This window comes from Marinobacter nitratireducens (assembly GCF_000708045.1).
Classification (GTDB): Bacteria; Pseudomonadota; Gammaproteobacteria; order Pseudomonadales; family Oleiphilaceae; genus Marinobacter; species Marinobacter nitratireducens.
Genome location: NZ_ANIE01000007.1, coordinates 200,670 through 215,897, shown reverse-complemented (window position 1 = coordinate 215,897; position 15,228 = coordinate 200,670). Strand labels below are relative to the sequence as shown.

At 57.5% G+C, this 15,228-nt stretch carries 14 protein-coding genes; 12 read left to right on the top strand and 2 right to left on the bottom strand.

Translation table 11 applies throughout. The features are described 5' to 3' along the window. Window positions 1-5: 5 nt before the first annotated feature. The 12 genes from pqqB (at window position 6) to D777_RS12090 (ending at window position 13,205) form a co-directional block, all read left to right on the top strand. A complete protein-coding gene (gene pqqB, locus D777_RS12145; RefSeq protein ID WP_036132511.1) occupies window positions 6-935 on the top strand; it encodes a pyrroloquinoline quinone biosynthesis protein PqqB in 930 nt (309 codons plus the stop codon). Continuing rightward, complete coding sequence (gene pqqC, locus D777_RS12140; RefSeq protein WP_036132510.1) at window positions 932-1,687, top strand: pyrroloquinoline-quinone synthase PqqC; 756 nt, start codon at window positions 932-934, stop codon at window positions 1,685-1,687. The genes pqqB and pqqC overlap by 4 nt, the downstream gene beginning before the upstream one ends. Further along, a complete protein-coding gene (gene pqqD, locus D777_RS12135) occupies window positions 1,684-1,962 on the top strand; it encodes a pyrroloquinoline quinone biosynthesis peptide chaperone PqqD (RefSeq protein ID WP_406564780.1) in 279 nt (92 codons plus the stop codon). Before pqqC ends, pqqD begins: the two co-directional genes overlap by 4 nt. Continuing rightward, window positions 1,959-3,107 carry a pyrroloquinoline quinone biosynthesis protein PqqE gene (pqqE, locus tag D777_RS12130; RefSeq protein ID WP_036132499.1) on the top strand — a complete coding sequence of 383 codons (1,149 nt, stop codon included), beginning with the start codon at window positions 1,959-1,961 and terminating at the stop codon, window positions 3,105-3,107. The genes pqqD and pqqE overlap by 4 nt, the downstream gene beginning before the upstream one ends. Continuing rightward, window positions 3,073-4,917, top strand: a complete 1,845-nt coding sequence (locus D777_RS12125; protein ID WP_081849545.1) for a S9 family peptidase — start codon at window positions 3,073-3,075, stop codon at window positions 4,915-4,917. The genes pqqE and D777_RS12125 overlap by 35 nt, the downstream gene beginning before the upstream one ends. A gap of 160 nt (window positions 4,918-5,077) precedes the next feature. Then, complete coding sequence (locus D777_RS12120) at window positions 5,078-5,911, top strand: substrate-binding periplasmic protein (protein ID WP_160171439.1); 834 nt, start codon at window positions 5,078-5,080, stop codon at window positions 5,909-5,911. Window positions 5,912-6,017: 106 nt separating this feature from the next. Then, window positions 6,018-7,181 carry an alcohol dehydrogenase-like regulatory protein ErcA gene (gene ercA, locus D777_RS12115; protein ID WP_036132493.1) on the top strand — a complete coding sequence of 388 codons (1,164 nt, stop codon included), beginning with the start codon at window positions 6,018-6,020 and terminating at the stop codon, window positions 7,179-7,181. Further along, on the top strand, window positions 7,165-8,904 hold the full coding sequence (locus D777_RS12110; RefSeq protein ID WP_036132490.1) for a hybrid sensor histidine kinase/response regulator: 1,740 nt from the start codon (window positions 7,165-7,167) through the stop codon (window positions 8,902-8,904). The genes ercA and D777_RS12110 overlap by 17 nt, the downstream gene beginning before the upstream one ends. A gap of 112 nt (window positions 8,905-9,016) precedes the next feature. Continuing rightward, entirely contained in the window at window positions 9,017-10,768 is a 1,752-nt protein-coding gene (locus tag D777_RS12105; protein WP_051669084.1) for a CotH kinase family protein, read from the top strand. After that, the gene (locus D777_RS12100) at window positions 10,765-11,523 is read left to right on the top strand and encodes a polyphosphate polymerase domain-containing protein (RefSeq protein WP_036132488.1); all 759 of its coding nucleotides are present in this window, start codon (window positions 10,765-10,767) and stop codon (window positions 11,521-11,523) included. Before D777_RS12105 ends, D777_RS12100 begins: the two co-directional genes overlap by 4 nt. After that, on the top strand, window positions 11,507-12,091 hold the full coding sequence (locus tag D777_RS12095; RefSeq protein WP_036132486.1) for a DUF4956 domain-containing protein: 585 nt from the start codon (window positions 11,507-11,509) through the stop codon (window positions 12,089-12,091). Before D777_RS12100 ends, D777_RS12095 begins: the two co-directional genes overlap by 17 nt. Then, on the top strand, window positions 12,081-13,205 hold the full coding sequence (locus D777_RS12090; protein WP_036132484.1) for an OprO/OprP family phosphate-selective porin: 1,125 nt from the start codon (window positions 12,081-12,083) through the stop codon (window positions 13,203-13,205). Before D777_RS12095 ends, D777_RS12090 begins: the two co-directional genes overlap by 11 nt. A 6-nt stretch (window positions 13,206-13,211) precedes the next feature. Here the strand turns inward: D777_RS12090 and D777_RS12085 are convergent, their stop codons facing one another. Continuing rightward, window positions 13,212-14,588: a sensor histidine kinase gene (locus D777_RS12085; RefSeq protein WP_036132481.1), complete on the bottom strand. Its 1,377-nt coding sequence runs from the start codon at window positions 14,586-14,588 to the stop codon at window positions 13,212-13,214. Next, the gene (locus tag D777_RS12080; protein WP_036132478.1) at window positions 14,585-15,226 is read right to left on the bottom strand and encodes a response regulator transcription factor; all 642 of its coding nucleotides are present in this window, start codon (window positions 15,224-15,226) and stop codon (window positions 14,585-14,587) included. The genes D777_RS12085 and D777_RS12080 overlap by 4 nt, the downstream gene beginning before the upstream one ends. Window positions 15,227-15,228: the final 2 nt, after the last annotated feature.

The window sequence follows — 15,228 nt, the reverse complement described above, 5'->3', positions numbered from 1 at the left end:
CAATCATGCAGATTCATATCCTCGGCTCCGCAGCCGGCGGCGGTTTCCCCCAGTGGAACTGCAACTGCGCCAACTGTGACGGTTTCCGCAAGGGAACCCTGAACGCCAAAGCCCGTACCCAATCCTCCATTGCCGTCAGCGAAGATGGCGAGCACTGGATTCTCTTCAACGCCTCACCGGATATTCGTGCCCAGTTGGCCGCGTTTGACGCGATGCAACCGGCTCGCAAACTGAGGGACACGGGCATCAGCTCCATCCTGTTGATGGATAGCCAGGTGGACCACACCACGGGGCTGCTCTCACTCCGGGAAGGTTTGCCCATGGACGTCTGGTGTACCGAGCAGGTACACGACGACCTCAGCGCTGGCTTTCCCCTGTTCAGGATGCTGAAGCACTGGAATGGTGGTCTTAACTGGCGTGAGATTGAAGCGTCTGAACAGACGCCGTTCCGCATTCCCTGCGCGCCTTCCATCGAGCTGACCGCCATCCCGCTGTTAAGCAACGCGCCGCCCTATTCACCCCGGCGGGACAACCCGCACCCGGGGGACAACATCGGGATCTTCCTGGAAGACACCCGTACCGGGCAAAAGGTGCTTTATGCGCCGGGTCTGGGCGAGCCTGACGAGCGCATCCTGGACTGGATGCGCAAAGCCGATGTCCTGCTGGTCGACGGCACGGTCTGGCATGACGACGAGATGATCCGCCAGGAAGTGGGGACAAAGACCGGCCAGGCCATGGGGCATCTGGCTCAATCCGGACCGGGGGGGATGATTGAAGTGCTGGACAGCATGCCGGCCAGCCGCAAGATCCTCATCCATATCAACAACACCAACCCGATCCTCAACGAGGACTCGGCCGAGCGGGCTGAACTGGGCCAGCACGGTATTGAGGTCTCCTGGGACGGGATGCACATCGACTTGTCGGGGCAGCCATGAACGCAATCGCCAACACCGTGATGAATCGACAGGATTTCGAACAGGCCTTGAGGGACAAAGGCCAGCTTTACCATATCCATCATCCTTACCATAAGGCCATGTACGGCGGTCAGTGCACGCCGGAGCAGATTCGCGGCTGGGTGGCGAATCGATACTACTATCAGATCAACATCCCCCAGAAAGATGCAGCCATCATGGCGAACTGCCCGGATGCCTCTGTACGCCGGCTCTGGTTGCAGCGCATTCTGGATCACGACGGCCATGAGGGCGATGTCGGCGGTATCGAGGCCTGGTTGTGCCTGGCCGAGGCCGTTGGCCTGACTCGCGAAGAGGTCATCGACCAGCGCCACGTGCTGCCGGGCGTGCGGTTTGCGGTGGATGCCTATCTGAATTTCGCCCGCCGGGCGACCTGGCAGGAGGCCGCATGCTCATCCCTGACCGAGCTGTTTGCCCCGCAGATCCACCAATCCCGACTGGACAGCTGGCCCCAGCACTACCCATGGATTGAAGAGGGCGGATACAGCTACTTCCGCAAGCGGTTGTCCGAAGCTCGTCGGGATGTTGAGCACGGCCTGCAGATCACCCTGGATCACTTCACCACAGCGGCCCAGCAGACCCGGGCGCTGGACATACTGCAATTCAAGTTGGATATCCTATGGTCTATGTTGGATGCGCTGACTATGGCCTACATGCATCAAACGCCCCCGTACCACACTGTCACCGACCAGCAGGTCTGGCACCGGGGGCTGTGATGGACACGGTTATGGCAAAGACACCGAAACTTCGTCGCGGGTTCCGGTTCCAGTGGGAGCCGGCCCAGGAGAGTTACGTGCTGCTCTATCCGGAAGGGATGGTGAAGCTGAACGGCAGTGCCGGTGCTATCCTCAAAGAAGTGGATGGCGAACGCAGTGTCGAGACGATTGTAGCGACCTTGGAACAGGCGTTTCCGGACGCCGGGCCTCTGGCCAAGGATGTTGAGGCATTTTTGCAGGAAGCGGCGAACCAGCACTGGATTGAAATGGTATGAACGCACCGGGCAAGCAAGCAGATGGCGTATCCGTTGGCCCACCATTGTGGCTGCTGGCGGAGCTGACCTACCGCTGCCCGCTTCAGTGTCCCTACTGCTCGAACCCGCTGGATTTTTCCAGTGCCGATCAGGAGCTGACCACCGAACAGTGGGTGGATGTGCTACGCCAGGGGCGAACCATGGGGGCTGCGCAGCTTGGCTTTTCCGGGGGCGAGCCGCTGGTGCGTCAGGACCTGTCGGAACTGATCTCGGAAGCGCGCCATCTCGGTTACTACAGCAATCTGATTACCTCGGGGCTTGGGCTGAATGCCGACAAGGTGGAAGCCTTCGCCGAGGCCGGGCTGGATCATATTCAGGTCAGTTTCCAGGCGTCTGACCCCGAGCTGAACAACGCCGTAGCGGGTTCGCGTAAAGCGTTTGACCAGAAGCTGGCCATGGCCCGTGCGGTGAAGGAAGCCGGCTACCCGATGGTGCTCAACTTCGTGATCCACCGTCACAACATTCACCAGATGAACGACATCATCGCCCTGTGCGACAAGCTGGGGGCCGATTACGTCGAGTTGGCGACATGTCAGTACTACGGCTGGGCATTCAAGAATCGGGAGGGGTTGATGCCTTCCCGGGCCCAGCTGGAGAAGGCTGAGGCGGAAGTGAATGCTTACCGCGCCCGTTTGCTGGATGCCGGTTCGGCCATGAAGCTGATCTTTGTGACCCCGGATTACTATGAGGAACGTCCGAAAGCCTGCATGAATGGCTGGGGAAGTCTGTTTCTGACGGTTGCTCCGGATGGCACGGCTCTGCCCTGTCACAGTGCCCGCATACTGCCCATTGATTTCCCCAATGTCACCGAGATGTCGATGAAAGACATCTGGTACAACAGCCCGGGGTTCAACCATTACCGGGGTGACAGCTGGATGCCGGAACCCTGTCGTTCCTGTGACGAGAAAGGCAAGGACTTTGGCGGCTGCCGCTGCCAGGCTTACATGCTGACGGGCAATGCGGATAACGCCGATCCGGTGTGTGGCAAGTCTCCTCACCACGACAGGATCCTCTCGGCCAGACGAGCGGCAGATCATGCCACCGCGGGCATTGAAGAGCTGACCTTCCGCAATGCAGAAAACTCCCGACTGTTCTTCCGAAGCTGACAAACTCTCCGCCGAGCAAGCCTGCGCCGGGTTCCGCCAGTTTGCGGAACTCAGTGTCTGCGAGGGGGACGTGTTCTGGCTGGCTTCTGAACCGGACTCTGGCCAAGTTCGACTGTGGCGTGCCGGCGCTGCAGGTAAGGCTGCCATTGACACCGGACCGGACGGGGTTCGCAGCCGGCTGAATGGGTACGGTGGCGGTGCCTTTGCAGTGCTGCCGGACTTCGTATTCTGGGTATCCGATGCGCAAGCGTTGTGGTGCCTGGATCGGCGAACCGGTCAGCGACGTCTTCTGGTCCCGGCAGGCGGACAAGCCTGGGGCGGTTTGACGCCGGATACGGTTCGGAACCGCCTTCTGGCGGTACGAGAAGTTGATGGTTGCCAGTCCCTGGTTGCTGTTACGCCGGATGATGGCATCGCGACGGCCCTGCACACCGGCGAAGACTTCTACAGCGCCCCGGCCCTCAGTGCCGATGGTCGCCAAATTGCCTGGTACAGCTGGGCGCTTCCCGATATGCCCTGGTACCGAACACGGCTCTGGGTTGGTGAACTGGATGTGGCCGGCCGACTTCTAACCTCGACCACAATCGATCCGCCCGCGCCGGGATCGGTGCAGCAACCGGGCTTCGTTGGATCGGATCTGTGGGTATTGTCCGATCACGCGGGCTGGTGGCAGCCGTTCCATATTCGCGAGAATGGCCGCTGGTGCGGTGCTCAGGCCCCGAATCTTGACCATGCTAATGCCCCCTGGCAGCTTGCTGAAAGCCACAGCTGTCACCTGAACACGGGCTGGGCTCGGGTGTGCTACCGGGATGGCATCGGGGAACTCTGGCTGGAAAATAACGATGGCGGGCGCCGGGTCGCAGTGGACTTCACGGATTTTCGGTCCCTGACCTGTCGGGATGAAAAGCTTCTGTGTATCGCGAAGTCCGCTTGCCGGCTGGATGCCATTATCGAGGTGTGCCCGGTAACCGGCAACGTCACCGTGCTACAGGGAGGTGATGTGCCGCCAGTTGCCGGACATCTGGTACGTCCAGAGCCGGTGAATGTGCCGCCTGAACCCGATTTTCCATTCCCGCTGCAGGGATTCCTTTACCCGCCGGTCTCTGACCATCCGGAACCTCCGCCCATTATTGTCGTTGCCCACGGCGGGCCAACCTCGGCGGCTTACGCCGTCTACAACCCTCAGGTTCAGTTCTGGTGTCAGCGTGGCTTCGCCGTGGTGGATGTCAATTACACCGGAAGCACCGGCTTTGGTCGCGCGTATCGCATGGCGCTGAAAGGGCGGTGGGGCAGGGCGGATGTCGAGGACATGGACCGTATGATTCGTTACCTGGACGCCGGGGGCTACTGTGACGGCAGTCGGGCGTTTATTCAGGGGCGAAGCTCTGGTGGCTATACCGCCCTGATGGCGGCGGTTTCTGGCGGAGAGTTCTGCGCGTTAGCCAGCCTGTTCGGGGTGTCTGACCCTCTCAATCTACGCAAGGCTACCCATCGTTTTGAATCGGGTTACCTGGACTGGCTGTTGGGCGATCCCGGGGCGTCAGGTGAAAACTGGCGTTCAGTGACGCCGACCCACCTGGCGGAGCGTATCGCCTGTCCCGCCATTTTCTTCCAGGGGTTGCAGGATCCAGTTGTGGTGCCCGAGCAGACACGGCAAATGGCCGCGGCGCTGGAAGCCCAGGGAAAGACGGTGGAGGTCCATGTTTTCGAGGACGAGGGGCATGGATTCCGGCAGGCTCAGAATCAGGCCTCCGTGCTTAGAAATCTCTTGCGGTTCTACCGGCACCACGGGGGTATGGCGACTGACTGAATCCTGACTCTTTCCGGGCCGATGTCGACAGAAAATTTGTGTTTTCCGGCATTGCGAGAAACACTGATAAGGAAAGCCCGTTTATAGGTCAGAAGCGATGTGGCGCCATGTAACCCTGCTTTTTCTGGCGTTTTGTTTAGCGGCTCCTGCGAGAGCTGATGTGCTCAACGTTGTGTATCCGGCGGCAGAATCAGTTGATGACCGCCGTTTTGACGATCTTGTGGCTATCCTGGAGGCGGTTCTAACGGCAACAGAGCCGGACTTCGGGCCATTCCGCATGCGGCCCTCGACCCAAGTGATGACCTCACGCCGGTACGTACATGAGTTGATGGCAGGGCGGACCCCGAACCTTATCTGGACATCCACCTCAAAAGAACGTGAACAAAAAGTTCGGCCCATACGCATCCCTTTGCGCCGCGGCCTTTTGTCCTTCCGTATTTCGTTGATCCACAAAGGCGATCAGTCGACGGTGGACAGGATCCAGAGTCCTGACGATCTGAAAGGCGTGCGAATTGTTCAGGGCACCGGCTGGGGCGATATAGAGATCTTTAACGCTTATGGCGCGGAGGTGATTACCTCCCCCTATGAGAGCCTGTTCCGGATGATTGAGGCCGACCGCGCGTTGCTGTTTCCCCGGGGAGTCAATGAAGTATTTGACGAATTCGAGGCTCGCCGGAACGATCTGCCTGACCTGGCGGTAGAGCAAAATCTGTTGATCTACTACCCCTGGCCTTACTACTTCTTTGTGGCGAAAGACAATGAGGCCTTGGCCACGCGGCTGGAGGTCGGGCTGGACAGAATCATCGAAAGCGGCGAACTGGAGACGATCTTCCAGAAATATCACGGTAAAGTTCTGGAACGTGCCCGGCTGGAGGAACGTCGCCTGATCCGGCTTGAAAACCCGCTGCTTCCCGCAGAAACACCCTTGGACGATGAGCGACTCTGGTTGCGACCGGCTTCGCTGTTTGATGGTGCCGGTGCCAAGCCTCGTTAAGTCGCAAGTGGCCTGAAAAGGTTGGCCGAAAGTCCGATGATCCTGTGGAAAACTTGAGTTAAACTCTCGGTTATTCCTATAAGAACAAACGGGCGAGCGCAGGCCAATGAGTCACGATATTTCTTCTCTCCGCAAATTTGTTTCTCCTGAGATCGTCTTTGGCGCCGGTTCCCGGAAGTCGGTGGCCAATTTCGCCAGTAATTTCGGTGCCCGGCATGTTTTCCTGGTGTCTGACCCCGGGGTGGCTGCGGCCGGCTGGGTTCAGGAAATCATTGATTTACTGACAGAGGCCGGTATTCGGACGACGGTATTTACCGGGGTCTCGCCCAACCCGAAAGCGGAAGAGGTGATGGCCGGAGCCGAACTCTACAAGGCCAGCGAATGCGACGTCATCGTTGCCATCGGTGGCGGGAGCCCGATGGATTGTGCCAAGGGTATCGGAATTGTGGCGACCGATGGCCGCAGCATCCTTGAGTTTGAGGGGGTGGATACCATCACCACACCGCCGCCTCCGCTGATTCTGATCCCAACAACGGCAGGGACCTCGGCGGATGTGTCTCAGTTCGCGATCATTTCCGATCCGGACCGGCGGTTCAAATTTTCGATCATCAGCAAAGCTGTGGTGCCGGATGTGTCACTCATCGACCCGCAGGTGACGGAAACCATGGATGCCTATCTCACCGCCTGCACCGGCGTGGATGCCATGGTTCACGCCATCGAGGCTTTCGTCTCCACCGGCAGCGGTCCATTGACGGATACCCACGCACTGGAAGCCATCCGGCTGATTAACCGGAATCTCGAGCCGCTGATCCAGAATACCGCCGACCCCTACCTTCGTGAGCAGATCATGCTGGCGTCCATGCAGGCCGGCCTGGCGTTTTCCAATGCAATTTTGGGTGCGGTTCACGCCATGTCCCACAGTCTCGGCGGGTTCCTTGATCTGCCCCATGGCCTCTGTAATGCGCTGCTGCTTGAGCATGTGGTGGCCTACAACTTTAACTCTGCAGAGGACCGTTTCCGTCGTGTGGCCGAGGCCATGGATATCGACACCCGGGGCATGAGTAAACCGGAGATCAAGAAACGATTGATGAACCGCATCGTTGAGCTGAAGAAAAAAGTTGGCCTGGAAGCCAGGCTGGCCCAGCTTGGCGTTACGGTTTCGGATATTCCGCACCTGTCCGGGTTTGCCTTACAGGATCCATGCATTCTCACCAATCCGCGCAAGTCGTCGTTGCGGGATGTTCAGGTGGTCTATGAAGAAGCCCTCTGAGGAGCAGGACAGTGGTTACGGTATCGGCGATCTTCTGGGGCTTGGAAGCCAGTCGGTACGCAAAAACTATTATCCCGCGCTTCAGGAACGTCTGGACGAACTGGAGAAGGAGCGAAACCACTACAAGTGGCTGTTCGAGCATGCTTTGCATGGCATCTTTCAGGCCAACCTCCGGGGCGGCTTTCTGGCGTGCAATCCGGCCATGGCAAGGATCTGTGGTTACGACAGTGCTGAGGATTTGAGTAAGCGGATCATTCGGTTGCGGGAGCAGCTGTTCTACAGCGTTGCAGAGTTTGACGAGGTCCGTCAGGAGCTCCTCGATAACGGCAGCCTGAGTGCCCGTGAGACGCTTTTCCGTAAAGCGGATCAGACTCCGGTGCACGTTGCTATTACCCTTCTGCGCCGCCCCGATCTTGGTCCCGAAGTGGTTGAAGCCTTTGTCGCGGATATCACCGAACGGGTCCAGGCACGCCAGAAACTGGAGCAGTTGAACCTTGATCTGGAGGCCCGGGTTGAGGAGAGAACGGAGGCGCTCCAGAACGCCAACGTTGGTCTGCGTTACCAGATCGAGCAGAGGGAGAAGGTGGAGCGCGAGCTCGTGGTGGCGATGGAAGCCGCCAAAGAGGCAAACCGGAGCAAGGATAAATACCTGGCAGCTGCCAGCCACGATCTGCTCCAGCCCCTGAATGCGGCGCGATTGATGGTGTCCGCCTTGCAGGACAGCCAGTTGCCGAGCGCCGAAACCCGCATGGTGCATCAGATTCATCGAGCTCTGGAAGGCGCTGAAGACCTGTTGGCCGATCTGCTGGATATCTCCAAGCTGGATCAGCAGGCGATGAACCCCGATCTGGCCTTTGTAGATCTGCAATTCCTGCTCAAGGCGCTTGGCGAGGAGTTTGATGCCGTAGCCGGCAATGCCGGTCTGGATTTCAGAATTCGCACCTGTCCCGGTCTGGTCAAAACCGATCAGCGGATGCTGGCGCGTATTGTCCGTAACTTGCTGAGCAATGCCTTCCGGTATACCCGGGAGGGTGGGATCCTGCTGTCCATGAGATTCCGTGGCGGGGATCTCTGCATTGAAATCTGGGATACCGGCGTTGGTATCGAAGAGAACAAACTGCAGGATATTTTTACCGAATTCCATCAGCTGCTCCCCCAGGGCACCGGAGGCCGTCAGGGCGTTGGGCTTGGTCTGGCGATTGTTGAACGGATGGTGAGGGTACTGGGTTACCGCATTGATGTGGTGTCCCGGCCGGGCCGCGGATCCCGGTTTGCAGTCTGGATACCAGCCGAAGCACTCACCGATCAGCAGCCGGTGCCCAGCGAGCCCTCACTGCCTGAGTTTGGCAGCAGTCTGGCGGGCTTGAGGGTTCTGGTGATCGATAATGAACCCGCGATACTTGAGAGTATGATCGCATTGCTCGAACGGTGGGGGTGTGACGTTACCGGTGCCGCCAGCGATGTCGATGCGCTTGAAGAGCTCACCGATGTGCCGCAGGTAATCCTGGCGGATTTTCATCTGGACAATGAACGCACGGGATGTGAAGCCATACACAACATCCGGCGTAGTCTGGACAAGGACATTCCGGCGGCCATCATCACAGCAGACCGCAGTGACGAAACCCGCAAATTGCTTCGCGCGCAGTATCTGCCGGTACTGAACAAGCCGGTCAAGCCCAACCGAATCCGGGCACTCCTGGCCAGCCTTCTATCCCCCCGCTGAGCGCAACGCTCCTCCCCGAGTAGGACGTTCTTACAGACAGCTCCTTCGCTCTGACTCAATACTGGTCCTCAGACAGCAACGTGCTGAGTAATGGACTTCTGGGGAGTAAAGGATGAACGGAGGCAGCAGCGTAGCCGGGCGAATCAGTACCCGGGTACGAGTCACGGGTATTCTCTCATTGGCGTTCCTCGCAGGGTGTGGCGGGGGCGGAGGCGATCACACGGTGTCGTCACCGTCCGACTTCGATCCGCCGGCCGAGCCGATCAATGTTGGCGGTGACGGGGATCTTTATGATCCCGAGCGGATGCTGGATATTCAGATTTCCATGTCGCAGGACGAGTTCCGGACGCTCAGGGGGGAAGGTCGAACCCTGGCCAGCGCCGATCGACAATGCCCTCCCGATTACGAGTACACCGAGTTCACCGCCAGTGTTCGTATTGACGGAGATCTGATGCAACAGGTTGTCATCCGGAAAAAGGGATACCTCGGCTCCCTGAGTGCCAATGTGCCTTCGCTGAAACTGGACTTTAACGATTTATGGGATGGAAGGACCTATCAGCATTATTCGCGGATGACACTGAACAACAATCGCCAGGACCCGTCGAATGCGAGGCAGTGCCTGGCGTATCAGCAGTTCCGGGATGCAGGTATTGCTGCGCCGAGATGCAACTATGCGCGTATCTCTGTGAACGGTGAGGATCTTGGCGTTTACAGCAACGTCGAACCCATCAAGAAACCTTTTCTGAGGCGGGCTTTCGGAGACGATGCTGGCAATCAGTACGAGGCACAGACAGCGGATTTCGGTACCTGGTCAGGGCAGAGGTTTGAGAAGAAGACCAATGAGAGTGCCAATGATCGCAGCGATCTGAAAACCGTAGCTGATGCACTGGCCCTGCCTGACGACCAAATGGTCAATGTCCTTCCACAGCTGGTGAATCTTGATCAGTTCATAACCTTCTGGGCGGTGGAAACGCTGTTGGGGGCCTGGGACTCGGCCACTGGCAACGCCAATAATTTCCATATTTATCGCCCCACCGGGGATGGCCGTTTTCATTTCATACCTTGGGGGCCGGATACCGCTTTCCGGGGCAAGCACCCGATCAAGCCACTGACCGGTGTGCTTTATCGCAATTTCTCGCTTGCTGACCGTCTCTATGAGATTCCGGAGTACCGGGCCCGCTACGAGACGGCCTTGAAACATCAACTGGAGCAGAACTGGGATGAAACCCAGTTACTGGCGGAGCTGGAGAGAATCCGCACGTTAACAGGAACCGAAGCCGCGGCCACCGAAAGCCTGGAAGTCTTCATCGCATCTCGCCGCGACACTGTCCTGGCGGCGCTGGCCGAACCCGAGGCGTCCGGTGAGGTATACCGGTTGGAGGATGTGGAGCCGGATTGTCGGGAACCTCAAACGACGCGGCTATCGGTTACTGCAAAAGCGGCATCTGGCTACGACACCGGGGCATTCCAGTTTACGTTGCCCGATGGGCGTGAGGTCAATGCCAGCCTCACGCTTGCGGCATTTGAAGTAGACAGCCTGGTGTACTCTCTGGATACCGAGGCTTCCCCCTCGGTTGTCAGTCTGCTGATGATCGGAGCGGACACCAACGACAATTACACGCCCTACGTACTGCAGCTGTTCATTGAATCCCCGGATTACACCCCCGGAACCCATGACTTTCATGGTTTTGCCACCAATGCCTTGCTATTCGAAGTTGATGAGTCTGCGCCGGGAGATGTCAGGACGTTGGCGTTGGGTGCTGACGGCTCCGTCATCGTGACCAGTGCTGGCAGCGGTGCAGCGGAAGGGGATGTGGAACTGTCTGTCAAGGCAACTCTCGAGTTCGGAGCCGATGCGCAATGAACATGGCCGTTCTGGAGCCGATTGAGGGGTTTGCATCCCATTCTTTGGCAGACCAGGCTCGGGTTGAGCTGATGGATCGGATGGACACCAAATTTCTGGTGACGGAAGCGGAGCTTCGGGCCTGTCTGATCGGTTTGGATGAGCATTATACCGTTCTGGCTCAGGGTGACTGCCGGCGTTTTGAGTATCACACGCTCTACCTGGATACACCCCCCCGTCAGTTCTACCTGGATCATCACAACGGCAAGCTCAACCGGACTAAGGTCCGGTTCAGGCATTACCTCGGGACGGGCCAGGTGTTCCTCGAGGTGAAAAGGCGATTAAAGGGCATGCGAACCATAAAGCAGAGGGTTCCCGTGACTGGCCAGGAGATCGCCAATGGTGGTGTTGACACGTTTTTGCTGGAGCAAGCGGGCCAGTCGGTGACAAGGATGTTGCCGACTCTTTTTGTCGATTATCGCAGGGTTACGTTGATAAGCCGTAAGGGACATGAGCGCATCACCCTGGATACAGACCTGCAATTTCAGTCTCCAGATCGTCTCCGACGGGTCTCGTTGCACGGCCAGGCGGTTATTGAGGTCAAATATCAACGCAAGGCCGGCTCGTCCCCAATGCTGGATCGCCTGCGGGACATTGGGGTGCGATCAACCTCCTTCAGTAAGTACTGCATTGGCTCGGCCCTGCTGTTTCCCGAGGAACTGAAAACCAATCGTTTCAAATCCCAGTTGAGGAGCCTAAATGGAATCTGCAATTGACCTGCACTTTGTGGTCAGGCTGGTCATCAACACCGTCTCGGTTTTTGCCCTGATTCGATGCTATTACGTCTTTTCCCGGCATCGGGAAAATGCCGCCTCTTTCATTCTATTCGGGCTCGGCGTATTTCTTGTCACCTCTCTGCTTCACTCCGTGACGGTGACCATGGGTTTTGCCTTCGGGCTGTTTGCGGTTTTTTCCATGCTGCGCTATCGGACCGAGGCCCTCGGGATAAAGGAGATGACCTACCTGTTTCTCGTCATTGCCATGGCACTGCTGGCTGCGGTTGGGTCCATGCTCCATTGGGAGCTTGTTTTACTGAATACCCTGGTCCTTATTCTGGCAATCATCCTCGAAACACGGGTGTTGTTGCCGCGTCACGGCGAGAAAGACGTCGAGTACGAGAAGATTGAGAACATCCATTGCGGGCGCCGTGATGAGTTGATCCGCGACCTGCGGCAGCGAACCGGACTGGATGTATTTCGCGTTGATATCGTCTCAATTAGCTATCTGCGAGACACCGCGATGCTACGCATGCACTTCCGTCAGGAGCCTGGGCATGAAAGCTGATTTCAGGTTCGCCTGGTTGGTTCTCTCCATATCGTTGTGTTTTCTTTTTCAGCCGGTCCTGGTTTTGGCGGGCACCTTTGCTGTGGAACCCGGCGGGTACATCGCGGGCGGTCTTGATCACTACGGTGCGTTCTGGGATGAGGACGGTGAGCCTGATACCACGCAGGGCATTTTGCGTAATGCCAAGCTGGAGTTTGAATTCTTGGTTGGAGATGCCTGGGAAGCTGAGGTGGATGGCAGTTATGAATGGAAGAGGGGTGATCGAGATCTGGATCTTGGGGACGCCTACGTGGAGTACCGTGGTTGGGAGTCCCTCAAACTCCGTCTGGGGCGGTTCAAGGAACCATTTGGATTCGAAAGGCTGGAGAGTTACTCGCGGCTTGTTACCAGCGAGCGGTCCATGGCGACCTCGTCATTTGCGCCCGGGCGTTCTCAGGGGCTGGTTTTCGGCCAAGCCCATGAATCGAAGACGCTCGAGTTGGGTGTATTCACCAACGAACCGGAGGGCGAATCCTCCCGTGCAGTCACCGGAAGAGTGACGCTTGCCCCAGTGCATGACAACAACCGGCTCGTCCATCTCGGGGTGGCTGGTTCCTGGCGGAATTACAACGGTGATCGGTTTCAGATCAAGGATGACGGTGAGGTTCCCAGTGCAGACAACATCGTCCGAAGCGCACGGTTCGATGCTCAAGAGAGCATTCTCGGCGGACTTGAATTTGCCGGGATAGTCGGTCGCTATACCCTGGTCTCCGAATTCATGATGCAACGGGTCCGACGGGACACCGGGCAGTGGTGGACGTTCTCCGGTAGCTATTTGCAGTTATCGGCGTTTATCTCGGACGATCACAGAAAGTACCGTCGGGGAGGCTTGCGGCGTGTGAAGCCTGCGAGCACCCTCGGTGCACTTGAAGTGGTCATGCGATACAGCACGGTGGACCTTCGCGATCATGGTCTCGGGGCGGAAGCTTCCACGACGCTGATTGGGCTAGCTTATTACCTCGGCAAAAGCTTCCAGTTACGACTGAATCACCTGTTTCCGGAGATCAGCGGCAATGCGTTGTCTCCGGACCCAGATGGCAGTGCAACGACGGTTCGAGTTGTCCTGCGGCTTTAAAAAATGTCAGGCCGCCTGCCGATCACCCTGAGGCAGTTCCAGGGTCACTTCCGTCCACTCCTGAGGTTCACTGGTAATGCTCAGCTGACCTTTGTGATGCCGCACGATCGTCTGGCAGATACTCAGTCCGAGTCCTAGATTGTCAGGGGTCTCGTTCGTTGAATAGAACGGATCTGTGAGTTTCTGGATGGCTTGAGATTCAATGCCATGACCGTTATCCCAGACAGACACGAGCAATCGGTTATCCAGGGTCTGGCTTTTTATCCGGATGCGGCCAGGCGCGTGCCTATGGTCGTTCTGTATCGCAGCACTGGCGTTCAACAGCAGATTAACAAACACCTGAACCATCGAAGACGAGTAACAGGAAAGGCGGGTATTGGCGGGGATTTCCAGTGTGACGGTGATGCCACGCAAGTGATGCTGGCAGATGCGCTGTGCGGTTGCGACGATGACCGAGAGATCGGCGTTGTCCAGAGCATGATCTGGCTCGGGTTTGGCAAACTCGATGAGGTCCGACACAATCGCTGCGATCCGCTGCTGATGCAGTGACGCGTCGACGAGTGCTTCTCCAATCTCCTCATCCTCGTTGATCGCAGTGGCATAGTCCACGGCCTGGCTCGCGCAGTTCAGGGGATTCATGATCTCGTGAAGCAGGCCTTTTGCCATGAGGCTAAGCGCCTGGTGTTTTTGTTCCTGGGCGAGCCGATCCTCTGTCGCTTCCAGGGTTGTCAGCGTTTTGGACAAGAGCCGGTTTCGGTCTTTGAGCAGGAACTGCAAGGCCAGCAGGTTTCGCAGGAATATCCGGAAATAGTGCGCCGACAGTGGCGGTATGATCAGACACATCAGTATCAACCAGTTGCTCAGGACTCGGCCGAGTGCAGCGACAAGATCTGACGGCGGAACGGCGAACGACGTCGCTATTACGAGCAGAGTCAGGTTAAGAGCGAGGATGATCGCCGTGTGCCTCAGGGATAGTGTCACCACGCCGATTGAGCTGATGAAAAAAAAGAGGCCGACAATCGCTGGAAGCGACGCCTGGGAGGCTATGTAGCCAAGATAGCTGAACACCGCCATATGGAGGTAAACAAGATACACGACGGCAGGCGACGCCCTGCGCAGACGGGTTCGGCGGTGAGCAACAATCAAACCGGCCAGCACGGTAGTGTAAACGATCAGCCCGGTTGCGCTGGTGTCGGCACTATCCGGATTGACGATCACCCCTGCCGCGAACAGCAAAGTCCCAATAAAGGTGATTGCCAGCGAGACGTCCGCGAAAAGAGGAAGGATCCGGTAGCGGGTCTGTTGTGTGTAAAAGCGCTCGAAGCGTTTTTGGCGCCTTTCGGGTAGCTGTCGAATTTGGTCGACACCGTGAAGAAACCTCATGCCATCCCCGCGTTCTGATGTCGTTTCATGAACAGAATGAGTTCGGGCAAGCGTTCGAATCCAAGCTTGATAAAAATTCGGTCCTTGTAGGAGTGGACGGTTTTGCAGGAAACACCCAACTGCTCAGCAATTTCTTTTACCGGGATGCGGTTGGCCATCATTTTCGCAACCTCCCTCTCCCGCCCCGAGAGCTCCGTGTAAGCTTCCAGTTCGGTCTCCTTCGGAGAGTGGGTATGCCAGCTGCTGACGTACGTTTGACCGTTCCGGATATAGAGCAGGGTCTTGATCAATTCCTGAATCGGGTGGGTCTTGGAAACGACCGATTTGATGCCTGCTTCCAGGTAAATTGACATACGGCTCGCGCTGACGGGGCTATCGGATATCAGTAGCACTGACATCGATGGGCATAGACTCAACGCGTTCTCTGCGATGGTGAGGCCATCGTTGTCCCTGAGATTCTCCTCTATGATCAGGACATTCACATCAGCGTTCAGGAGGCGGTTAAGGGTGTCTATGCCGGTTTCGGATTCACCCACCAGATCGACCTCGTCCTGCTGTAAAAGCTGAAACAAAAGACTGTCCCTGAACAGTCGCTGACCGACCGTGACAAAGAGGCGGATGCTGCGATGGGGCTTCACCG